Here is a 22,112-nt window from a genome sequence, read left to right as displayed (position 1 = left end):
GTGAGGTCCGCGTACGCGACTACCGGGCACGTGACTACCGGGCACGCGGCCACCGGGCACGCGGCCACCGGGCACGTGAGGTCCGCGTACGCGACTACCGGGCACGTGACTACCGGGCACGTGACTACCGGGCACGTGACTACCGGGCACGCGGCCACCGGGCACGTGAGGTCCGCGTACGGAGCCCGCGCGCGGACCGGAGGGACCGTCGGCCCGGAGCGGCGGCGACCGCCGGGCGGGGCGCCGGGCGGTCACTGCCGCTCGTCGGCGAGCTCCGCCACCCCCGTGATCCGGTGCAGCGGATACGTGCGGACCTCGTCGGCCGTGTGGTCGTACGCCGTGACGAAGCCGCCCTCGACCCGTACCGGCGCGATCACCCGCTGGCTCGCGGCGCCCTCGGCGTTGACGTAGCCGATCCACACGGCCTGGCCGGTGAGGACGGCGGCCTGCATGGTGGCGAGGGTCTCGGCGGAGCCGGTGCGCGGGAGTTCGCCGCCGGCCGGCGGGACCGCGTCGCCGGTCGAGACCTTCCGCGGGGCGGTGGAGGCCAGGTCGCCCGCCCGGATCGCCCGGATCGCCGCCGTCAGGAGCGTCGGGTCGGGCACCGGCGGACCTTCGGGGACCGGCTCGGGGGCCGTGCGGGGCGGAGTGCGGTGGGCGTGCGCGCGGGCGATCAGCACATCGCCCTCGGCGGACTCGGCGGCGGGCGCGTACCCCATCGCCCGCAGACCCTCCAGCAGCGTCGCCGGGTCGGCCTCGGCGGCCAGCACGGTCGGCGCGAGGCGGCGCAGCCGCAGGGCGGCGGCGCGCTTGTCGGCGATGATCTCGTTCAGCAGTGCGTCGTCGTCGCAGCGCACGTACGCCGAGGCCGCGCCGACCCGCAGATGGCCGTGCCGGCGGGCGACGTCGTCGATCAGGTACGCGAGCGGCTGCGGGACCGGGGTACGGGAGTGGGTGGCCAGGAAGGCGTGCAGATCGCTCGCGGTCCGGCCGGCGTCCAGCGCGCGCCGCACCGAGCCCGGCGTGAACCGGTACACCGTCGCCCCGCCCTTCGACTCGACGTCCGCGAGCACGCCCAGCGTGTCGGCCAGCGGACGGCGCAGCGGTCCGGGTGCCACCGCCGTGAGGTCGGCCTGGAGCAGCACATGGTCCAGCGGCTCGGGAAGCAGCGGGGTGAGCAGCCGGGCCGCGGCCGCGGAGGCGACGGACTGCTCGGCGGCGGAGAGGGGTTCGGGGCGGGCGGTCCGATGGTGCGGGAAGGGCAGTCTGCCGCCCGGCCCGGCGGGGCCGTCGGCGTCGGCCGCCCTGGGCCCGGGCGCCCCCAGCAGGGCCCGCCCGTGTGCCGACAGCGCGCCCCGGCCGGTCACGCCCAGCGTCTCCGCCTCCGTCAGCGTCCAGCGCACCAGCCGGGAGCGCAGGTCGTCGTCCTCGCCGCCGTTCTCGCCGGGTCGGGCGACGGCACCGCCGCTCTCGCCGGGGCGGCTGACCGTGCCGCCGCGGGCGCGCAGCGGGCGTTCCCAGCGCAGCCGGGCGAGCACCACGTCGGCGGCCGGCGCGGTGCCCTGCGGGAGCCCGGCCAGCAGGGTCAGCACCCGGTGCCGCACCTCGGGCGCGGCGGACCGGTCGAGCCCGGGACCCAGGGCCGACAGCGGCCGTTCCTTCGCGTCCCGCCCGCCGACCACACCCGCCGTCCGGGTCGCGAGCAGCCACGCCTCGGCGAGCCGCGCCCAGCGCTCGGCCGGCGGCTGCTCCAGCCACTCGTCGTAGGCGGGGGTGGCCGCGTACCGTTCGTCGGCCTCGCCGTCGGAGGCCACCAGCCCGGCCGCGTAGGCGAGTTCGACCCAGAACGCGGCCATGGGCTCGGACGCGTCCAGGGCGACCGCGGTCCGCTTCAGGTCGCGCACGCTCAGCCCGCCCGCCCGCAGCACGGCGGGCCCGCCCTCGTCCCAGTCCTTCAGCAACTCCTCGACGGTCGCCAGCGCCGTGTACGCCTGGCCGGCCGCGGTCGCGTCCACCACCGCCGGGGTGTGCGTACCGGCCGGCTCGACGGCGGGCGGCACGGGCTCGGGCGCGCGATGCGCCCGCCCGGCCCGCAGATGCAGGGCGACCTCGCGGGGCAGCACGACCGTGCCGGGCGCCGTCGGCAGCAGCAGCCCGCGGTCCAGCAGCCAGCGCAGCCGGGCCGCCGGGTCGGCCGTGACCTGCCCGTACGGCGGCCCCCACACCAGCCGGTCCAGGACGTCGAGGGAGTCCGCCGGGGCCTGGCCGAGCAGTTCGTCCATCCGGGCGCGGTCGGTGAACAGCGCGGTGAGCGCGGCGGCCGCCGACACGGCGTCGTGCGTCGACGCCAGACCGGCGGTGCCGACGATCTCCTGGATCCGGCCCGGCGACATCCCGGCCGTCACTTCCTGGACCGTGGGGCCCAGACCGGTCGGCGAGGGGTGCTGCGGCGAGGGCGCGAGCAGTTCACGGGCGGTGCGCACCAGCCGCAGCCGGTCGTCGCCGCCCCACACCAGGGCCTGTTCGCGCAGTCCGGCCACGGCGCCGGGCAGGGCCGCGGTGACGGCCGGGTCCCCGTCGTCGCCGCCCATCAGGCCGAGCAGTTCGGTGTACGACGCGGGGTCCGCCGCGACCGCGAGCGCCTCCGCCGCCTGGAGGGTGAACCGGTCCAGCCGCTCCAGCGCGCGGACCACCGAGGCACGGGTGCCCGCCCTGGTCGCCAGCTGGGTGAGATCGGTGGGGACGGGGGTGATGAGGTCGGGGCGGCTGCGCAGGAGGGCGGCCAGGGAGTGGTCGTCCCTGGCGCGGAGCGCTTCCGCGAGGGAGCGGGGGGCGGGGTGGTCCGCGGTGCTCATCTGACCCACGGTAGCGGGTCCCCTTCCACGGGCGCCCCCCGCGCGGGGCCTGTTGTGCCCGACGCTCCCCGAGCCGCTCCCCAAGCCGCGCCCCGAGCCAAGCCACGGCAGCGGTCGCGCCAGCGGTCGCGGAGGCCCGCTCGAACCGCCGCTCGAACCGCCGCGCGGGCACGGCCGGGAGATGCCCCGGCCGTGCCGGGAGCGGTAACGTCTGCCTCCACGGGGTCAGCCAACACATCCGCCCCGGAGGGGACTTCGTGGGGATCGAGAGCGACCAGGTCGTCTACGAGTATCTGAGCCGTGTCGGAGACGTGGCGCACCAGCGGCAGTTGTCGTCGTCCGCGCGGATGCGGCTGGTGTCGGAGCTGCGCAACGAGATCGACCGGCGGCGGGCCGGGACACCGGTGGACAGTCCGGCCGCCGTACGCCGCATCCTGGACCGCCTCGGCAGCCCCGACGACGTCGTCGCGGCCGCCGCCGACGGCGGTGGGGGGTCCCCGCAGACACCGGCCGCCGCCGTGCCCGCACAGCGCGACGCGGCGGCGGGAGCGGACGACGGACGGCCCGGCCGGCTGCGCCGTGCGGTCCCGCGCCCCCGGTCGGGACGGACCGCGGGGCCGCAGACGCCGCCGCCCTCGGACGCCCCGTCGCCCCCGCACCGCGCGGCCGCGCACGAGCTCGGCGACAGCGCGACCCGGCCCGACTGGTGGCGCACGGACAGCAGTCCCTTCGGCGTCGGCGACGAGGTGCCGGGCTTTGTCGGCGGGGTGGAGATCCCCGAGCTGCTCAAGCCGCCGCCGCGCAAGGACCTGAAGGATCCGGAGAACGCGAAGGACCCGGCGGCACCGGCGGACCCGGGCGCGGAGACCGCGGCCGACGTCCCGGACGCACCCGCCGCCCGCCGGCGCCTGCCGTCCCTCGGCACCGGCAGCTGGAGCAATCCGCTGCTGCTGATCGCCGCGGGCGCCCTCGTCGTCGGCGCGGTGCTCGGCAACTGGTTCGCGTTGCTGCTCGGCTGGCTGATCGCCTATGCCTCGCGCCGGCTGACCCGGGCGGAGGCGAAGTGGGCGGTCGTGTGGCTGCCCGGCCTGGCGGTCGCGTCCGGTCTGGTCTGGCTGTGGGGCAGGACCGACGGCCGGTGGGGGACCCCCATCGCCGACGGCCAGATGAACGACGCGCTCGCCCAGACCTGGCCCTGGGTGGTGCGGGGCGCGGCCGTCGCGTCGGCCCTGTTCCTGGTGTGGCGCTCCCAGCGCAGCCGCTGACCGCTTGGCCGGAGAGGCCAGGGAGGCCAGGGAGGCCGGAGAAGCCGGAGAAGCCGGGGAGGCCAGGGTGAGGCACCTGGGCGCCCGGCCCGCGCGCTGCCGGCGTGGGCACAATGGCCTGCATGGCCTCCACCACCGCTCCCGCGCTGACCGTCGGATTCGATCTCGACATGACGCTGATCGACTCCCGCCCCGGCATCCACGCCTGCTACCGGGCGCTCACCGAGCGGACGGGGACGTACATCGACGCGGACCTGGTGGTCACCCGGCTGGGGCCGCCGCTGGTGGAGGAGCTGGCCAACTGGTTCCCGGCGGAGGAGGTGCCGGCCGCGGTGGAGCTGTACCGGGAGATGTACCCGGCCTTCGCCGTCGCCGCGACGTCCGCGATGCCGGGCGCCCGCGCCGCGATCGAGGCCGTACGGGCGGCCGGCGGGCGCACGATCGTCGTGACGGCGAAGTACGAGCCCAGCGCCCGGCTGCACCTGGAGCACCTGGGCATCGAACCCGACGAGGTGATCGGCGACCTGTGGGCCGAGGCCAAGGCACAGGCGCTGCGTGCCCACGCGGCGGACGTCTACGTGGGCGACCACGTCGGGGACGTCCGCGGCGCGCGTACGGCCGGGACGCTGTCGGTGGCGGTCGTCACCGGGCCGTGCAGCGCGGCGGAACTGCGCACGGCCGGCGCGGACGTCGTCCTGCCCGACCTCTCGCACTTCCCGGGCTGGCTGGCGTGCTACCGCCCGGCGGCCCGCGCCTGACGGCGGCCGGCCGCGATGGACCGGAGTACGCCCGCACCGGCGATCAGGAAGCCGACGCCCATCAGCATGCTCAGCCCGAACATGTACGTCGGGAAGGGCTTCGTGCCGAGCAGCAGCGGGGTCATGGTGACCAGAGTGGCCACGGCACCGGCGAAGAAGACCAGGGCACCGGCACGGATCAGCCGGTCGCCGGGTCCGGCAGAATCGGTTCGGTTTTCGTCACGCACCCGGACAGAGTAGTTCCCGGCGCGCGCGGACGGCCCGGCGACGTCCGCGCGGGCGGACATGTCGGGCTGACGTGTCGGACGGTCGTGCCGGGTGGACGTGCCGGGCGGCGAGATCGAGCCGGTCGTCCGCAGACCCGGAAAGCGCCCGCCTCCGCCATGACTCCCGGACTCGGCCCTCGGGTGTCCGCGCCTTCCGGCCGGATGCGGCGGGTCCGCGGCGATAGGGAATTCGGTCCGGGTGAAGTCCCGGCGTTCCCGAAAAGGCGTAAGCGGCGCACGGGTAAGGGGCGGAAAGGCAAGGTCCCCCGAACGGGAAACGCACGGGCCCTATTTCCTTCTCCTGCCTTTGTCCGCGGCGGAAGGATCGTTCCGGCAGTTCGGCGGGCCACCGCAGGTCGCCGGCCGCTCAGTGCGGCCCGGGCCCGTCCGGAGCCGGGGCGTGCACTGAACCTCTACAACCACTTTGAGCCCTTCCCACACAGGTAGGGCCTCGGTCCCGTTTTAAGGCGTGTTCCGCTGGAGAGACCCCCGGTAAGGTGGTTCGACGGCAGTTCAAGTGCGTCCGGGCGCGTCCAGGACGGATCGAGGGAGCGTGTGCTTTGCCGACTGGCAAGGTCAAGTGGTTCAACAGCGAGAAGGGCTTCGGCTTTCTCTCCCGTGACGACGGCGGCGACGTCTTCGTCCATTCCTCGGTCCTCCCCGCCGGAGTCGAGACACTCAAGCCGGGGCAGCGGGTTGAGTTCGGAGTCGTCGCCGGACAGCGCGGCGACCAGGCCCTTTCGGTCGTAGTGCTGGACCCGGCCCCGTCCGTCGCGGCCGCGCAGCGCAAGAAGCCGGACGAACTGGCCTCCATCGTGCAGGACCTGACGACCCTTCTGGAGAGCGTCTCCCAGACCCTGGAGCGCGGCCGCTATCCCGAGAAGGCCGCCGGGAAGAAGGTCGCCGGACTGCTCCGCGCGGTCGCCGACCAGCTGGATGTGTGACGACCGCCGGAGTCTGTCCTAGGGGAAGGCGAGCGCGTCCGGGCCGAGGGGCGGTACCAGTCCCTCGGCCGCCGCACGGGTGAGCAGTCCCCGTACGGCCGCATAACCGTCCTCGCCGAGACCGGCGGTGAACTCGTTGACGTACAGACCGATGTGCTGGTCGGCGACGGCCGGATCCATCTCCTGCGCGTGTGCCATGACGTAGGGCCGGGAGACCTCGGGGTCGTCCCAGGCCGCGTGCACGGACGTACGGATGGAGTCGGCGAGCCGGGTGAGCTCCCGGGCGCCCAGCGAACGCTTGGCGATGATCGCGCCCAGCGGGATCGGCAGCCCGGTGGTGTTCTCCCAGTGCTCGCCCATGTCCGCGAGCTTGTGCAGCCCGAAGTTCTGATACGTGAAACGCGCCTCGTGGATGACGAGTCCCGCGTCGACCTTCCCGTCCCGCACCGCGGGCATGATCTCGTGGAAGGGCATCACGACGATCTCCCCGACCCCGCCGGGGACGGTGTCCGCGGCCCACAGCCGGAACAGCAGATAGGCCGTGGACCTCTCGCTCGGCACCGCGACGGTGCGTCCCGTGAGGTCGGCCTCCGCGTCCCGGGTGAGCACCAGCGGCCCGCAGCCGCGGCCCAGCGCGCCGCCGCAGGGCAGCAGCGCGTACTCGTCGAGGACGTACGGCAGCACGGCGTACGACACCTTCAGCACGTCGGACTCGCCGCGCTCGGCCATGCCGTTGGTGATGTCGATGTCGGCGAAGGTCACGTCGAGGGCCGGGGCGTCCGGGACCCGGCCGTGGGCGAGGGCGTCGAAGACGAAGGTGTCGTTGGGGCAGGGGGAGTACGCGATCCGCAGCTTGGACTGCGCGGGCTCACCGGTCATGCGGGTTCCACTTCTCCAGGACGGGTGCGAGCCTCGCGAAGCCCTCGGTGAGGGCCGCGAGGGCGTCGCCGATGCGCCAGGCGGCACGGTCACGCGGACCGACGGGGTTGGAGACGGCGCGGATCTCCAGCACTGGCGTGCCGTGCGTGGCGGCCGCCTCGGCCACCCCGAAGCCCTCCATCGCCTCGGCCAGGGCCCGTGGGTGCCGGGCGCGCAGCAGGGCCGCCCGTCCGGCGGACCCGGTGACCGTCGAGACGGTCAGTACGGCCCCGGCGCGGGCGTCCAGCGCCGTCGTGAGCTCCCGTACGAGTGGGTGCGGCGGACGATGGGTGACGGTCCCGAAGCCGAGCTCGGTGACCGGCAGGAATCCCTCGGCGGTCTCGGCGCCCAGATCGGCGGCCGTGATCTCGTCGGCGACGACGAGCGAGCCGACGGGCGCGTCGGGCGGGAAGCCGCCGGCGATGCCGGCGCTGACCACGAGCGCGTAGGGCGTCCCGCCCAGGGCCGCCGCGGTCAGGGCGGTCGCGGTGGAGGCGGCGGCGAGCGCGGGCCCGACACCGGCCGCCAGCAGGTCGTAACCGCCGGCCGTCCGGCGCAGGCTCACCCCGGGCAGCCGGACCTCGTCGACCGGCCCGGGGAACGCCTGTGCCACCGCGTCCCGTTCGGCGGGAACCGCGGTGGCTACGAGGACACGTACGGAGGACGTGGTCAGGCGTCCTTCTTGAGCTTGAAGGACCACAGACCGGTCACGTCCTTGTCGCCCTCCTTGATGGACACCAGTGTGGAGTTGCCGCTGGCGCCGTACTGGGCGTTGAAGAACACGCTGCCGGGGATCGTGCGGTAGGTCTTGGTGCTGGAGTCGGTCAGCGGCTGACCGTTCATCAGGATCGTCCAGCCGTTGTCCGCGATCTCCGGGTCGACGCCGAAGCGCACGGTCTCGTCCGGGTCGACGGTGATCGACTTGATGTCGGTGTCCTTCAGGCAGCTCACCAGCGCCTGGGTGTCCAGCGACTTGCCGTCGTTGTAGCAGGTGGCCTGGGAGCTGACCGAGCTCGTGCCCACGGTGATCGTCGAGATCGGCGTCGGCTTCTCGCAGGCGGACAGAACGAGCAGTCCGGCGGAAACGGCGCCGGCGGCTGCGACGGCGCGGCGGCGTCGCACAACGGATTGCAGCGTCTTCATGGGCGAAGGCTATCGGGCACCTCCCATGCTCCGCCCAAGTGGGGTCCGGCGCGGCCGGGGGTTACGCCACTCGCTGGCGGACCGGGCCCCCCGGGCCGGGCCGGGCGGCGCGGTCAGGCCAGTTTCGGACGGCCCGTGCCGTCGCGTCGCGCCGAGGCCAGCAGCCCGCGCGCGGTCGTCAGCCAGCCGGCGGCCACGATGCAGGCGGCCACCGCCAGGCCCAGCGTGCCGTTCAGCGGCAGCACGATGCCCACCGCGCCGCCGAACACCCAGGACACCTGGAGCAGCGTCTCCGAGCGCGCGAACGCCGAGGTGCGCACCGGCTCGGGCACGTCCCGCTGGATCAACGCGTCCAGCGACAGCTTGGCCAGTGCCTGGGCGAACCCGGCGACCGCCGTCAGGCACGCCACCAGGAACGCCCCGAAGAACACCGCGGCGGTGATCGCCGCGCCCAGCACGATCGCGAGGACCGTCACGATGATGATCTCCGGCGCCCGCGACCTGAGCCAGGCCCCGACGGCCGTGCCGAGCGCGTTGCCCACGCCCGCGGCGACCCCGACGATCCCCAGCGACACCGCCGCGCTCTGACCGGTCAGCGGATGCTCGCGCAGCAGGAAGGCCAGGAAGAAGATCAGGAAGCCGCTCAGACAGCGCAGCGCGGCGTTGGCGCCCAGCGCGTGGGTGACCGCGGGTCCGACGGTCCGCAGACCGAGCCGTCTGGCCTCCCGGCGGCGCGGCCCGCGCACATGCTCCTCGTCCGAGGCCAGCAGCGCGATGTCCTCGCCCTTGGCCGAGTCGACCTTGGGCGGCAGCCTGAAGGACAGGAACGTCCCCGCCACGAAGATCGCGAAGGCGCCGTAGAGCGGCCAGCGCGGCCCGAGCGCCTGGAGCCCCGCTCCGACCGGCGCGGCGGCACCGGTCGCGAGGAGTCCGCCGAGGGTGACCCGCGAGTTCGCCTTGACCAGGGAGAAGCCCGGCGGCAGCAGCCGGGGCACGACCGCGCTGCGCACCACCCCGTACGCCTTCGAGGCGACCAGCACGCCGAGCGCGGCCGGGTACAGCCCCAGGCTGCCGGTGATCACCGCCCCGGACAGCACCAGCGCCAGCAGCGCGCGGGCCAGCATCGCGGCCGCCATGGCCGCGCGGCGGCCGTGCGGCAGCCGGTCCAGCAGGGGGCCGATCACCGGCGCGAGGACCGTGAAGGGTGCCATCGTGATCGCCAGGTAGAGCGCGACGCGGCCACGCGCCTCGTCGGTCGGCACGGAGAAGAACACCGTGGAGGCGAGCGCCACGGTGATCATGACGTCGCCGGCGCCGTTCACCGCGTGCAGTTCGATCAGCTTGCCGAGGCCGGACTCGCCCGCGCCGTGCGCGTGCGTGGCCTTGCGGATGCCCCGCGCGGTCCCGGTGAAGGGGAGGTGCAGGGCGCGGCCGACCGCGCGGACGGAACCGCCGACCCGGCCCGAACCGCCACCTCGGCTGCTGCCCCTCACCCCGCCGATCCCGGCGGCGCCCTGGGGCGACCTCGCGGCTGCCACGACGTCATAGTGCCCCGATAAAGCTGTGCCTAGTGCGGTAACCGCGCGTATGGCCGCGTACCTCATGGCCGCGCGCCGTGCTTCCGACGGCCGCGCGCCGCGCTTCCGACGGCCGTACGGCGTGCTCCCGACCGCTCCACGGCATGGCGGGGCGGCCGGGAAACAGCACGAAACCGCATCGTGAGGCCGCGAACAGTCCCGTCGGTGTAGGCCAAGCAGACGCGAACAGGTACCGTGCGTAGCGCGCCGTGGCGAACGTTCTCGGCCGCGCGCCTCTCGGACATCCCGCAGAATGGATGACGTAGGTGCGCCCGAGCGCGTCGGGCGCGGACGTCGACGCGGCCCTTCGGTCCGCTCCGTCCGCCCTGCCGCCTTCAGGCCGGCGCACCCGAGAGACGGCGTAGGAGAGAAGCGATACCTGTGAGCGCAGCGACAACGCGAAGCCGCACCCCCGACCGCCTGTGCGCCGAGGCGGTCGACCTCGCCCGCGCCGCCGCCGAGGAGGCCGCCGCGCCGGGTGTGGTCGGCGAGCATGTGGGGCTGGTCTCCGAGGGTGACCGCGTTGTCACGCACTTCTTCGGGTGCAAGGAGCTGGGCTACCGGGGCTGGCGCTGGGCCGTGACCGTGGCGCGGGCGTCCCGCGCGAAGATCGTCACCCTCGACGAGGTGGTCCTGCTGCCCGGCCCCGACTCGGTGCTCGCGCCGGAGTGGGTGCCGTGGAGCGAACGGCTGCGCCCCGGCGACATGGGTCCCGGCGACCTGCTGCCCACCGAGGCCGACGATCTGCGGCTGGAGCCGGGCTACTCCGGCGAGGACGAGCCCCCGCCGAACGCGCCGGTCTCGCACGAGATGGCCGAGCTGGTGGAGGCCGAGGACGCGGAGGTCACCGCGGGCGCGCCCGCGGCACAGCCCGTCGTCCCCGCCCGTGGCACGCTCGCCGCGGTGGCCGAGGAGCTCGGGATGCGCCGGGCGCGGGTGCTGTCCCGGTACGGCCTGCACGTCGGCGCCGACCGCTGGGAGGAGGCCTTCGGGTCGAAGACCGCGATGGCCCAGGCAGCCCCCGCGTCCTGCGTGAGCTGCGGCTTCCTGGTGCCCATCGGCGGCTCCCTCGGGCAGGCGTTCGGCGTCTGCGCCAATGAGTTCTCCCCGGCCGACGGCCGGGTGGTCTCCCTCGCCTACGGCTGCGGCGGCCACTCCGAGGCCGCGGTCATGCCGAAGCCGCCCCGCCCGGCCGAGCCGGTGATCGACGAGACCCGGGTGGACCCCTTCCCGCTCCGCCCGGCGCCCGACTCGGGGTCGGTGCCGGCGGTGACGGCGGACGAGGAGACGGCGGAGCTGGGGCACTCGTAGCCCCCCTGCCCGGCCCCCGGAGCTCCACCGGCCAGCACACGCCCACTGGCCGGCCCCGCCCCGCCCTGCCCCGCTCCTGCTTCCGCCTCGGCCCGTTCCCGCCTCCGCTTGCGGCCCTGCCCGGCCCTGCCCCTGCTTCCGTCCCTGCCCGGAGCATGTCCCGAGGCGTGCGGGTGCTTGTGGGGCTTCCAGGGGCGTGGGTGCCCATGGGGCCGGGGATGCCTGGGTACGCGTAGTGCCTCGGGCGTGTCGGGTGCGTGCTCCCGTACGCCCGGTCCGCGGGCGCGGGAAAGGCCGGATCTTCGTGGGCCACAGCGGCGGGAGCGGGCCCGGCCGCGCGGTACCTTCGACCTCACGCCGATGAGGAGAGTGTGAACGTGAGCAAGTTCGTGCGGCCGGCACCCGAGGGCGCGGACCCCTTCGGCACGGCCCGTCTGCGCCGCGGTGTGCTCGACGCCTGGGCCACCAGCCCCGCCCGCTTCCGCGAGGACGCCAACGCCGAGGAGGACCTGGTCCTCGGCGGCTACCGCGACCGGCTCGTCGTCGAGCTCGCCCAGAACGCGGCGGACGCCGCGGCCCGCGCGGGCGTACCCGGCCGACTGCGGCTCACCCTCCGCGACGGCGTCCTGGCCGCCGCCAACACCGGCGCCCCGCTGGACGCGGTAGGCGTCGAGTCGCTGTCCACCCTGCGCGCCTCCGCCAAACGCGACGCCCACGACGGCGCGGTGGGCCGGTTCGGCGTCGGTTTCGCCGCCGTCCTCGCCGTCACCGACGAACCCGCGGTCCTCGCCCGCCACGGCGGAGTGCGCTGGTCCCTGGCCGAGGCCCGCGAGCTGGCCGTGGAGCAGGCCGGGCACAGCCCCGGCCTGGGCGACGAGATCCGCCGCCGGGACGGCCATGTCCCGCTGCTGCGCCTGCCGTTCCCCGCCGAGGGCACCGCGCCCGACCCGTACGACACGGTCGTCGTCCTCCCGCTGCGCGACACGGCCGCCGCCGACCTCGCCGAGCGCCTTCTGGGCGCCGTGGACGACGCCCTCCTGCTCGCCCTGCCCGGCCTGACGGAGGTCGTGGTCGAGATCGGCGACGGCAGCCCGCGCACGCTGCGCCGTCGTACGGACGGCGCGCACACGGTCGTGGAGGACTCCCGGGACGGCACCACCCGCTGGTGTACGGCCACCGCCCACGGCCCGCTCACCCCGGACCTGCTCGTCGACCGCCCCGTGGAGGAGCGGCTGCGCCCCCACTGGTCGGTCACCTGGGCCGTGCCCGTGGCCGGGGACGGCTCGCCCGGCTACCCCCGGACCAGCCCGTTCGTGCACGCCCCCACCCCCAGCGACGAGCCCCTCGGCGTCCCCGCCCTGCTCATCGCGTCCCTCCCGCTGGACCCCACCCGGCGCCACGCCGCCCCCGGCCCGCTCACCGACTTCCTCGTGCAGCGCGCGGCCGACACCTACACCGAACTCCTCACCGACTGGCGCCCGGTGGGCGAGGGCATCCTCGACCTCGTGCCCGGCCCGCTCGGCAAGGGCGGCCTCGACGGCGCCCTGCGCCAGGCGATCCTGGAGCGCCTGCCCCGTACGGCCTTCCTGCCGCCCGCGGTCCGGCCCGACGGCACACCCGACCCCGATCTGCCGGAGGCCCTGCGTCCGCGCGACGCCGAAGTGGTCGAGGGCGCGGGCGGCGACACCGTCCGGGTGCTCGCCGAGGTGCTCCCCACCCTGCTGCCCGCCGGCCTCGAACGCCGGGTCGAGCTGCGCACGCTGGGCGTGGCCCGGGTGCCGCTCGCCGACGCGGTCGACCGGCTGGCCGGGCTGGAGAAGGAGCCCGACTGGTGGCGGCGGCTGTACGACAGCCTCGCCGGGGTCGACCCCGACCGGCTCTCCGGGCTGCCCGTGCCGCTCGCCGACGGGCGCACCACCGTCGGTCCCCGGCAGGTGCTGATGCCCTCCCCGGACGGCGCCCTGATCGAACCCGAGGTGCTGGCCCGGCTCGGCCTGAAGGTCGCCCACCCGGACGCCGTCCACCCCCTGCTGGAGAAGCTCGGCGCCCTGCCGGCCCTGGCCCGCTCCGTCCTCACCACCCCCCAGGTGCGGGGTGCCGTCGCCGCCTCCCTCGACGACATGGGCGGGGCGTGGGAGGAGGACGTCCTGGACGCCGAGGAACTCGCCGACATCGTCCTCGCCCTGGTCCGGGAGGCCGGTATCGAGCCCGGCGACGAACCCTGGCTCGGCGCCCTCGCCCTGCCCGACGAGGACGGCGAACTCGCCCCGGCCGGCGAGCTGGTGCTGCCCGGCAGCCCCTTCGCCCAGGTGATGCGCGAGGACGAACTGGCCTTCGTCGACGCCGAACTGGCCGACAAGTGGGGCGAACAGCCGCTGGCCGCCTGCGGCGTGCTGGCCGGCTTCGCCCTGGTCCGCGCCACGGACGTGGTCCTCGACCCGGACGAACTGGAGCCCCGCGAGGGCGACTTCGCCCAGCCCGACGACGCCGGTCTGCTGGACGCCGTCGACGTGTGGTGCGAGGACGTCCTCGACCGGTTCCCGGACACCCCGGTGCCGCCGGTGGCCACCGAACTCGTCGCCGTACGCGATCTCGACCTGGTCGACGAGGACAGCTGGCCGCAGGCGCTGGCCATGCTGGCCCGGCCGCCGCTGCGCGACGCCCTCGTCCAGCCGCTGCGCATCCTGCTGCCCGACGGCACCCACGAGGTCGTACGGCCCTACACGGCCTGGTGGCTGCGCGGGCACCCGGTGATCGACGGCCGGCGTCCGGCCGGTCTGCTCTCGGCCGGCGGCGACCCGCTGCTGCGCGGCCTGTACGACGAGGCCGACGCGACCGGGTTCGACGACGAGCAGGTGCTGCGGGCCCTCGGGGTACGCACCTCGGTGGCCGCGCTGCTCGACGAGCCCGGCGGCGCCGCCGAACTGCTCGACCGGCTGGCCGACCCGGAGCGCTCCGTCACCGCCGCCCAACTGCACGGCCTGTACTGCGCGTTGTCCGATCTGGACCCCGAGCAGGTGACCCTGCCCGACGAGCTGCGCGCGGTCGTCGACGGCCGGGTGGAGGTGGTGGACGCGGCCGACGCGGTGGTGGTCGACTCGCCCGACCTGCTGCCCTTCACCGAGGGCGTGCCGCTGCTGCCGGTGCGCCCGGCGCTCGCCGGCCGGCTGGCCGAGCTGTTCCAGGTGCGGCGGCTGAGCGAGTCCGTCACCGGCGAGGTCGGCTCCGAGGGCGCCGAGCACGACGTACCGGATCCGGTGCGGGTGCTGCTCGGGCCGCGGACCCCGCGGTCCTACGTCGAGCACGAGGAGCTCCTCGTGGACGGCGTGGAGATCGACTGGCGGCTCACCGACGACGGCGTCCTGCACGCCTCGACCCTGGAGGGGGTCGCCGCGGGCCTGGCCTGGGCGGCCGGCCAGTGGCCGCGCCGCTTCGAGGTCGCGGCGCTGCTGGAGGACCCCTCACGGACGGACGAGCTGGCGCGGGACCGCTGGTTCGACTGAGCCGCCGTAACGCCCCGAACGCCACGAGGTTTTCATCTCGTGTACAACCGTTTACCCGCGTCACGCATCTGATCATGTGAGTCAGCAGACTCCACGACCCATCGGGCCCTGCCGTCCTCGCGAACCGTGTGCGACGACGGACGGCGGGCCTCCTTCAAGCGGGGGACCGTATGCGCATCCCAGCCACCGTCGCGGCCGTCTCGGGCGCCCTCGTCCTGACCGCCCTGGCGGTGCCGGCCGCGACGGCCGCGACGGCCGCGGACGAACTGCCGAAGGTCTCCAAGGTCTCGGTCAACTCCGGCGCGAACATCGTCGTCGGTCCGTCGGCCTCGAAGAAGTTCACGGTGTCGGTGACCGCGAGCCACTCCAGCGGCATCCAGGACATCGACGTCGACCTGTGGCACGGCACCAACCTCGACAGCGGCCTCGACGGGCTGCTGCTGGCGAACGAGGGCAGGGCCACCTGCACCGCCGCCAGCGCCACCACCTCGACCTGCAGCCTGACCGTCACCGCCGTCCCGGGCAGCAACCTGACCGCCAACCTGCAGGCCGGCACCTGGCACGTGGCGCTGGGGGTGTTCGCCCGTGACGGCAGGGTCTACTGGAACGACTACCAGACGACCCACCGGGTCCAGCGCGCCGCGACCCTGACGGCCAACGCCACGCCGGAGCCGGTCAAGAAGGGCAGGACCATCACGGTCACGGGCAAGCTGGCCCGCGCCAACTGGGAGACCCTCAAGTACGCGGGGTACAGCGGCCAGCCGGTGAAGCTCCAGTTCAAGAAGAAGGGCGCCACCGCCTACACCACGGTCAAGACGGTCAGGACCAGCTCGACGGGTGCCCTGAGCACCACGGTCAAGGCCGCCGCCGACGGCTACTTCCGCTACAGCTTCGCGGGCACCACGACCACCCCGGCGGTCAGCGCCGCGGGCGACTTCATAGACGTACGGTAGTCCTTCATCGACGTGCGGTAGCCAGTGCCGTCGCGCTCCGCGTCTCCGCCCGGTCCCGTGGTCTCCCGGGGCCGGGCGTTCTGCTCTGTGCTTCGTCATCGGTGCGTAACGCGAACATAAAAAATCGGGTTCCTTCGCATCACCCGTACAACCAGTCGCATGTCTCGCTGATCTCACTCGGCGAGTCAACAGACTCACCGATCACTTGGGTCCCGCGCCGACGACGAACCGTGAGGAACGGCCAGCGGCGGGACCCCTTCTCCACCTGGGGAACCCCATGCGTATTCGAGCCACTGTGGCCGCCGTCTCCGGCGCCCTGGCCCTCTCCGCTTTCGCCGTCCCGGCCGCGCAGGCCGCCGGCAACCCGCTGTCCGCCGTCACCTTCTCCAACGTCGTGGTCAACGCCGGCAAGAACATCGTGGTCGGCGCCACCGCGCAGGTCACGGTCACCGCGACCTACACGGTGACGCACCCCGCGACGGTCAGCGCGAGCTCCTTCCAGAGCGGCCCGGTCCTCTACCGCGGCACCTCCATCACCGCGCCGACCGACATGCTCGGCGGTGACGGCCCGGGCACCTGCACCGCGTCCTCCTCGACCGTGCTCAAGTGCACGGCCAAGCTCCAGTACCGTCCGGCCTCCTCCGACGAGACCGAGGACCTGTTCAACGACGAGGCCGGCGCCTGGAAGGTCGGCGCCGTCGCGGTCGCCACCAACAGCAGCAACATCAAGTGGCAGGGCGACCTGGGCGCCAAGAACGTCCAGCGCCTGTCGAAGCTGACGGTCAACGCCTCGCCGGAGCCGGTCAAGAAGGGCAAGACCATCACGGTCACCGGCGCGCTGACCCGCGCGAACTGGGACAGCGGCAAGTACGCCGGCTACGCCACCCAGCCGGTGAAGCTCCAGTTCAAGAAGAAGGGCGCCACCGCCTACACGACCGTCAAGACGGTCAAGACCAGCTCCACGGGCGCCCTGAAGACGACGGTCACCGCGTCCGCCGACGGCTACTACCGCTACGTCTTCGCGGGCACCACGACGACCCCGGCCGTCAACGCCGCGGGCGACTTCATCGACGTGCAGTAAGAGCCGCACCCGGCTGTAAGAGGCCGTGGGCGGCGGTGGCCGCCGGCAGGCGGCGGCCGCGGCAGCCACCGCACCCACAGCGTCCGCACCGAACGCCGGCACCGGCAGTACCGCCAGTACTGCGGGTGCCGGCGTTCCGTCATGCGGGGAAGCGGCGGTCGACCCACTTCCACAGCAGTTCCAGGACGACGGCCGACACCGCCGCGATGCCCACGGCCGTCCAGGGCATCGCCGTCCCCTCCAGCTTCAGCGCGAAGAAACTCTGGAGCGACGGCACCACCAGCACCACCAGGAACCCGGCGGCCATCGAGGCGACCAGGACGACCCGCCACCAGGTGTACGGGCGGGCGATGATCGCCAGCACCCACATCGAGATCAGGAACAGGGTCAGCGTGGCCGCGCTCGTCTCCGCGTCCAGCGAGTCCGCCCCGGAGTAGTGGTGGCGGGCGAGCAGATAGGTCACGAAGGTCGCCGCCCCGGCCACCACCCCGCCCGGGATCGCGTACCGCATGACCAGCCGGACGAAGTGCGGCCGGGCGCGCTCCTTGTTGGGGGCGAGGGCCAGGAAGAACGCCGGGACGCCGATGGTCAGGGTGGACAGCAGGGTCAGGTGCCGGGGCAGGAACGGGTACTCGACCTGCCAGCACACCACCAGCACGGCCAGCAGGACCGAGTAGACGGTCTTGACCAGGAAGAGCGTGGCCACCCGGGTGATGTTGCCGATCACCCGCCGCCCCTCGCCGACCACCGAGGGCAGCGTGGCGAAGCTGTTGTTCAGCAGCACGATCTGCGCGACGGCCCGGGTCGCCTCGGATCCCGAGCCCATGGACACACCGATGTCGGCGTCCTTGAGCGCGAGCACGTCGTTCACCCCGTCCCCGGTCATCGCGACCGTGTGGCCGCGGGACTGGAGGGCGCCCACCATCTCCCGCTTCTGCTGCGGGGTGACCCGCCCGAACACGGTGCCCTCGTCCAGGGCCCGCGCCATCTCCCCCCGGTCCGTGGGCAGCCCGCGCGCGTCGACGGCGGTGCCGGTGAGCCCGAGCTTGCCCGCGACCGCCCCGACGGACACCGCGTTGTCACCGGAGATCACCTTGGCGTGGACGTTCTGCTCGGCGAAGTAGCCGAGGGTGTCCGCCGCGTCCGGGCGCAGCCGCTGCTCCAGTACGACGAGGGCGGCGGGCCGGACGTCCTTCGCCACGTCGGGACCGTCGAGGTCGCGGGTGGCCCGGGCGAGCAGCAGGACCCGCAGCCCCTGCTCGTTGAGCCGCCCGGTCTCGGCGAGGGCGGGGTCGGTGTCGGGCAGCAGCACGTCGGGGGCCCCGAGCAGCCAAGTGCTCGACTCGCCGTTGCCCTCGCTGAAGGAGGCGCCGCTGTACTTGCGGGCGGAGGAGAACGGCAGGGACTCGGTGCAGCGCCACTCCTCGGTGTCCGGGTAGGCGTCGATGACGGCCTGGAGGGAGGCGTTGGGCCGCGGGTCCGACTCGCCGAGCGCACCGAGCACCCTGCGTACGTGGGACTCCTCGTGGCCGCCGAGCGGGCGCAGCTCGGTGACGTCCATGCCGCCCTCGGTGAGGGTGCCGGTCTTGTCGAGGCAGACGATGTCGACGCGGGCGAGTCCCTCGATGGCGGGCAGCTCCTGGACGAGGCACTGTTTTCGGCCAAGCCGGATGACGCCGATGGCGAAGGCGACGGAGGTGAGGAGCACGAGCCCCTCCGGGACCATCGGGACGATCCCGCCGACCGTCCGGGCGATGGAGTCCTTGAATCCGTGCTGCTGGACGAAGAACTGGCTGATGATCAGGCCGATCGCGGTCGGGATCATCATCCAGGTCACGTACTTCAGGATCGTGGAGATGCCGGAGCGCAGCTCGGAGTGGACCAGGGTGAAGCGGGAGGCCTCCTCGGCGAGCTGGGCGGCGTAGGCCTCGCGGCCCACCTTGGTGACCTTGAAGGCCCCGCCGCCGGCCACCACGAAGCTGCCGGAGAGCACCGGGTCGCCGGGCCGCTTGACGACCGGGTCGGCCTCACCGGTGAGCAGCGACTCGTCGACCTCCATCCCGTCGGCCTCGGCGCAGACGCCGTCGACGGCGACCTTGTCCCCCGGCCCGATCTCGACGAGGTCGTCGAGCACGAGCTCGGAGGTGGCTATCTGGACGGCCGCGCCGTCCCGCCGGACCGTCGGCCGGGTCTCCCCGACGACGGCGAGCGAGTCCAGGGTCTTCTTCGCCCGCCACTCCTGGACGATGCCGATACCGGTGTTGGCGAGGATCACGTAGCCGAACAGGCTGTCCTGGAACGGCGCGACGAACAGCATGATCAGCCAGAGCACGCCGATGATCGCGTTGAACCGGGTGAAGACGTTCGCGCGGGTGATCTCGGTCAGGGAACGACTGCTGCGCACGGGGATGTCGTTGACCTGTCCACGGGCCACGCGCTCGGCGACCTGGGCGGTGCTGAGTCCGGTGGCCGGCGGCGGGGGCATGGGGACGGGGTGCACGGGATCGAGCTCGGCGCCGGCGTCGATGTGCCTCATGCCTTCGACGGTACGTGCGGATTTGACGGTTCACCCGCCGAGTGGGCGGAAGTTCCGACCTGAGGACGAGGAGGGCGCGCGGGGGCTGATGCCGTGGTCGTACGGGCGCCCGGCAGGGACGACCGGCACGGACGACGCGGGGCCCGGGCCCGTGGTTCCGACGGGTGTGCGGACCCGTGGTTCCGGCGGGCCCGTCGTTCCGGTGGCTACTCGGCCGCCGGGACCGCCGCCGCCGCGGCCGCCCGCTTGATCGCCGCGTCGCGCTTGCGTACGTACCAGATGCCGATCAGGCCCAGCCCGCCGCCGGCCAGACAGGTCCAGATCCACCATGCGTGGCCGTGGTCCGCGTACCAGCCGTAGAAGGGGAGCTGCACGAGGAACAGGACGAACCAGATGATCGTGCCGCCGGTGATGGTGGCGACCACGGGGCCCTCCAGGGGCTCGGGCGCCTCGTGCGTGGGGGTCCATTTGGTCATGCGCACAGCTTACGAGGCCGTCGGGGTGGTGACGCAGGGAGCGGTGGGTCACCTGTGGGATATGGGGTCTACGCGCGGAGATAGCTAAATCGACTTCATATGTTCATACTGAAACGGTACGAGCCTGGCCACTTCTTGTCGTAGGAAACACCAACAGCATCGTGGGGGAACGCTGAAGGTGACCTGGGAGCGGCGAGGCTCGATCATGTTCCCCACCCCCGTCACCCCCTGAGGTCCCGCATGTCCACCTCGGCCCCCGCCAAGGTTCCCGCGCCCGAGCAGCCGGGCGGCACGCCCGCGTACGGCGCTCTCGACCGCTACTTCAAGATCTCCGAGCGGGGCAGTTCGCTGTCCCGGGAGATCCGTGGCGGTTTCGCCACCTTCTTCGCGATGGCCTACATCATCGTGCTGAACCCGATCATCCTGGGCAGCGCGAAGGACATGTACGGGCACCAGCTCGACAACGGCCAGCTGGTCACGGCGACCGTGGTCACGGCGGCCTTCACCACCCTCCTCATGGGTGTCATCGGCAACGTGCCCATCGCGCTCGCCGCGGGTCTGGGTGTCAACTCCGTGGTCGCGCTCCAGCTCGCCCCGCGGATGACCTGGCCGGACGCCATGGGCATGGTGGTCCTGGCCGGCTTCGTCGTGATGCTGCTGGTCGCCACCGGTCTGCGCGAGCGGGTCATGAACGCCGTGCCCTACGGGCTGCGCAAGGCCATCGCCATCGGTATCGGCCTGTTCATCATGCTGATCGGTCTGGTCGACTCCGGCTTCGTCTCCCGGATCCCGGACGCCGCCCACACCACCGTCCCGCTCACGCTGGGCGTCGACGGTCACCTCACCGGCTGGCCGGTGCTGGTCTTCATCCTGGGCACGCTGCTGACCCTGGCGCTCATCGTGCGCAAGGTTCCCGGCGCGATCCTGATCTCGATCGTCGCCATGACCGTCCTGGCGATGATCATCGATGCGATCGCGACGATCCCGTCCTGGGGTCTGACGACGCCGAAGTGGCCCGGCAACCCCGTCGCCACCCCCGACTTCGGTCTGATCGGCAAGTTCAGCCTGTTCGGCGGTTTCGACAAGGTCGGCGTGCTGACCGGTGTGCTGTTCGTCTTCACGGTCCTGCTGTCGTGCTTCTTCGACGCGATGGGCACGATCATGGGCATCAGCGACGAGGCCAAGCTGACCGACGCGCAGGGTCAGATGCCCGGCATCAACAAGGTCCTCTTCGTCGACGGCATCGCGGTCGCCGCGGGCGGCGCCTCCTCCTCCTCGGCCACCACCTGCTTCGTGGAGTCCACGGCAGGCGTCGGCGAGGGCGCCCGCACCGGCTTCGCGAACGTCGTCACCGGCGCCCTGTTCGCCGTGGCCCTGTTCCTCACCCCGATCGCCACGATGGTCCCGTCCCAGGCGGCCACCCCCGCCCTGATCGCGGTCGGCTTCCTGATCCTGGCCGGCTCGGTCAAGGAGATCGACTGGGCCGACTTCACCATCGCCATCCCGGCCTTCGTCACGATGGTCATGATGCCGTTCACCTACTCGATCACCAACGGTATCGGCATGGGCTTCATCACCTTCGTGGTGATGCGGCTGGCGGCCGGCCGGGCCAAGGAGATCCCGGCCGCGATGTACGTCGTCTCGGCGGTGTTCGCCTTCTACTACCTGATGCCGGCCCTCGGCCTGACCTGATGGCGCGGGGTTCTCACGTGACCCCGTAGAACTTCTCCGTCTCCTCGACGGCGGTCTGGAACCGCTCGTCGAAGTCATCGCGAATGAGCGTCCGGACGACATAGTCCTGGACGCTCATTCCCCTTTTCGCGGCATGTTCCCGGAGCCTCTCGAGCAGCTCCCCGTCCACACGCAGGCTGAGCACGCTGGTCCCCATGCGTACGAGAGTCGCTGCACGCTTCGGTGTGGCGCGAGACGTTCCCCCTATGGATCACCCGTATGAGTGATATCTGGGTTGAGCCGTCCGGGTCACGGGCATCCCCGCGCGCCCCGACGGCCGTGAGCGCGTGCCGCGCGTTTCCCATTGGTCTTTAGCGAGAGTAATGAGTTACGCTAAAGACCATGTCGGACCTTACCCATGGCGACGATGTTGCCGCCGTGAACTCCCTGCGATCCGCAGTCATGCGGCTGTCCCGTCGGCTCAAGCACCAGCGAGTCGACGAGTCGCTCAGCCCGACCGAGATGTCGGTGCTGGGCACCCTGTCCCTGTGCGGGAGCGCGACCCCGGGCGAACTCGCCCGCAAGGAACACGTCCAGCCGCCGTCGATGACCCGCATCGTCGCGCTGCTGGAGGCCAAGGGCCTGGTCCGGCTGGAGCCTCACCCCGAGGACCGGCGCCAGAAGGTCGTCACCCAGACCGAACAGGCCACGGCGATGCTGGAGGAGAGCCGCCGCAAGCGGAACGCCTTCCTTGCCTCCCTGGTCGACGGCCTCGACGACGACGAGTGGGCGAAACTGCGCGCTGCCGCCCCCGTCCTGGAGAAGCTCGCACACCTGTAGACCGGCACAACCCGG

At 73.2% G+C, this 22,112-nt stretch carries 18 protein-coding genes; 9 read left to right on the top strand and 9 right to left on the bottom strand.

Annotated elements, in window-relative coordinates; all coding sequences use genetic code 11:
• Nucleotides 1-251: 251 nt before the first annotated feature.
• On the bottom strand, nucleotides 252-2,855 hold the full coding sequence (locus ABT085_RS01145; protein WP_351600214.1) for a helicase-associated domain-containing protein: 2,604 nt from the start codon (nucleotides 2,853-2,855) through the stop codon (nucleotides 252-254).
• Between the two features lie 257 nt (nucleotides 2,856-3,112).
• On the opposite strand from ABT085_RS01145, the gene ABT085_RS01140 reads away from it, so the two are divergent.
• On the top strand, nucleotides 3,113-4,120 hold the full coding sequence (locus ABT085_RS01140; RefSeq protein WP_351600212.1) for a hypothetical protein: 1,008 nt from the start codon (nucleotides 3,113-3,115) through the stop codon (nucleotides 4,118-4,120).
• 122 nt (nucleotides 4,121-4,242) lie between these two features.
• Nucleotides 4,243-4,878 (top strand): HAD family hydrolase, encoded by a 636-nt coding sequence (locus tag ABT085_RS01135; RefSeq protein ID WP_351600210.1) that lies wholly within the window; start codon nucleotides 4,243-4,245, stop codon nucleotides 4,876-4,878.
• Here the strand turns inward: ABT085_RS01135 and ABT085_RS01130 are convergent.
• Nucleotides 4,854-5,105, bottom strand: coding sequence for a hypothetical protein (locus ABT085_RS01130; RefSeq protein WP_351600208.1), 252 nt, complete (start codon nucleotides 5,103-5,105; stop codon nucleotides 4,854-4,856). The genes ABT085_RS01135 and ABT085_RS01130 overlap by 25 nt on opposite strands.
• A gap of 599 nt (nucleotides 5,106-5,704) precedes the next feature.
• On the opposite strand from ABT085_RS01130, the gene ABT085_RS01125 reads away from it, so the two are divergent.
• Nucleotides 5,705-6,088, top strand: a complete 384-nt coding sequence (locus tag ABT085_RS01125) for a cold-shock protein (protein WP_351600206.1) — start codon at nucleotides 5,705-5,707, stop codon at nucleotides 6,086-6,088.
• 18 nt (nucleotides 6,089-6,106) lie between these two features.
• Here ABT085_RS01125 and ABT085_RS01120 read toward each other — a convergent pair whose 3' ends face one another.
• From ABT085_RS01120 to ABT085_RS01105, 4 genes are all read right to left on the bottom strand, one after another.
• Nucleotides 6,107-6,967: a 1,4-dihydroxy-6-naphtoate synthase gene (locus tag ABT085_RS01120; protein ID WP_351600204.1), complete on the bottom strand. Its 861-nt coding sequence runs from the start codon at nucleotides 6,965-6,967 to the stop codon at nucleotides 6,107-6,109.
• The gene (locus ABT085_RS01115; protein ID WP_351600202.1) at nucleotides 6,957-7,706 is read right to left on the bottom strand and encodes a futalosine hydrolase; all 750 of its coding nucleotides are present in this window, start codon (nucleotides 7,704-7,706) and stop codon (nucleotides 6,957-6,959) included. The genes ABT085_RS01120 and ABT085_RS01115 overlap by 11 nt, the downstream gene beginning before the upstream one ends.
• A complete protein-coding gene (locus ABT085_RS01110) occupies nucleotides 7,676-8,149 on the bottom strand; it encodes a DUF2771 domain-containing protein (protein ID WP_351600200.1) in 474 nt (157 codons plus the stop codon). Before ABT085_RS01110 ends, ABT085_RS01115 begins: the two co-directional genes overlap by 31 nt.
• 113 nt (nucleotides 8,150-8,262) lie before the next feature.
• Entirely contained in the window at nucleotides 8,263-9,687 is a 1,425-nt protein-coding gene (locus ABT085_RS01105; protein ID WP_351600198.1) for an MFS transporter, read from the bottom strand.
• Between the two features lie 420 nt (nucleotides 9,688-10,107).
• On the opposite strand from ABT085_RS01105, the gene ABT085_RS01100 reads away from it, so the two are divergent.
• From ABT085_RS01100 to ABT085_RS01085, 4 genes are all read left to right on the top strand, one after another.
• Entirely contained in the window at nucleotides 10,108-11,037 is a 930-nt protein-coding gene (locus tag ABT085_RS01100) for a DUF3027 domain-containing protein (protein WP_351600196.1), read from the top strand.
• A 377-nt stretch (nucleotides 11,038-11,414) separates the two neighbouring features.
• Entirely contained in the window at nucleotides 11,415-14,540 is a 3,126-nt protein-coding gene (locus ABT085_RS01095; protein ID WP_351600195.1) for a sacsin N-terminal ATP-binding-like domain-containing protein, read from the top strand.
• A 170-nt stretch (nucleotides 14,541-14,710) separates the two neighbouring features.
• Nucleotides 14,711-15,493 (top strand): DUF5707 domain-containing protein, encoded by a 783-nt coding sequence (locus ABT085_RS01090; protein ID WP_351600193.1) that lies wholly within the window; start codon nucleotides 14,711-14,713, stop codon nucleotides 15,491-15,493.
• Nucleotides 15,494-15,770: 277 nt separating this feature from the next.
• Nucleotides 15,771-16,574 carry a hypothetical protein gene (locus ABT085_RS01085; RefSeq protein ID WP_351600191.1) on the top strand — a complete coding sequence of 268 codons (804 nt, stop codon included), beginning with the start codon at nucleotides 15,771-15,773 and terminating at the stop codon, nucleotides 16,572-16,574.
• A 139-nt stretch (nucleotides 16,575-16,713) separates the two neighbouring features.
• On the opposite strand, the gene ABT085_RS01080 is transcribed toward ABT085_RS01085, so the two are convergent.
• Both ABT085_RS01080 and ABT085_RS01075 read right to left on the bottom strand, forming a co-directional pair.
• Nucleotides 16,714-19,110, bottom strand: coding sequence for a cation-translocating P-type ATPase (locus ABT085_RS01080; protein ID WP_351600189.1), 2,397 nt, complete (start codon nucleotides 19,108-19,110; stop codon nucleotides 16,714-16,716).
• Between the two features lie 206 nt (nucleotides 19,111-19,316).
• The gene (locus ABT085_RS01075) at nucleotides 19,317-19,586 is read right to left on the bottom strand and encodes a DUF2530 domain-containing protein (RefSeq protein ID WP_351600187.1); all 270 of its coding nucleotides are present in this window, start codon (nucleotides 19,584-19,586) and stop codon (nucleotides 19,317-19,319) included.
• 240 nt (nucleotides 19,587-19,826) lie between these two features.
• Here ABT085_RS01075 and ABT085_RS01070 point away from each other — a divergent pair, with 240 nt between their 5' ends.
• Nucleotides 19,827-21,278 (top strand): NCS2 family permease, encoded by a 1,452-nt coding sequence (locus ABT085_RS01070; RefSeq protein ID WP_351600185.1) that lies wholly within the window; start codon nucleotides 19,827-19,829, stop codon nucleotides 21,276-21,278.
• Nucleotides 21,279-21,291: 13 nt separating this feature from the next.
• On the opposite strand, the gene ABT085_RS01065 is transcribed toward ABT085_RS01070, so the two are convergent.
• Nucleotides 21,292-21,474, bottom strand: coding sequence for a ribbon-helix-helix protein, CopG family (locus tag ABT085_RS01065; protein ID WP_152894851.1), 183 nt, complete (start codon nucleotides 21,472-21,474; stop codon nucleotides 21,292-21,294).
• A 185-nt stretch (nucleotides 21,475-21,659) separates the two neighbouring features.
• Between ABT085_RS01065 and ABT085_RS01060 the strand changes: the two genes are divergently transcribed.
• The gene (locus tag ABT085_RS01060; protein WP_351600183.1) at nucleotides 21,660-22,097 is read left to right on the top strand and encodes a MarR family winged helix-turn-helix transcriptional regulator; all 438 of its coding nucleotides are present in this window, start codon (nucleotides 21,660-21,662) and stop codon (nucleotides 22,095-22,097) included.
• The last annotated feature ends 15 nt before the right edge of the window (nucleotides 22,098-22,112 follow it).

The sequence above is a fragment of the Streptomyces sp. NPDC002265 genome, from assembly GCF_040296125.1.
In the GTDB taxonomy this organism is placed as follows: Bacteria; Actinomycetota; Actinomycetes; order Streptomycetales; family Streptomycetaceae; genus Streptomyces.
Note: the sequence above shows the minus strand (reverse complement) of the source record. Positions and strands in the feature narration are given on the sequence as shown.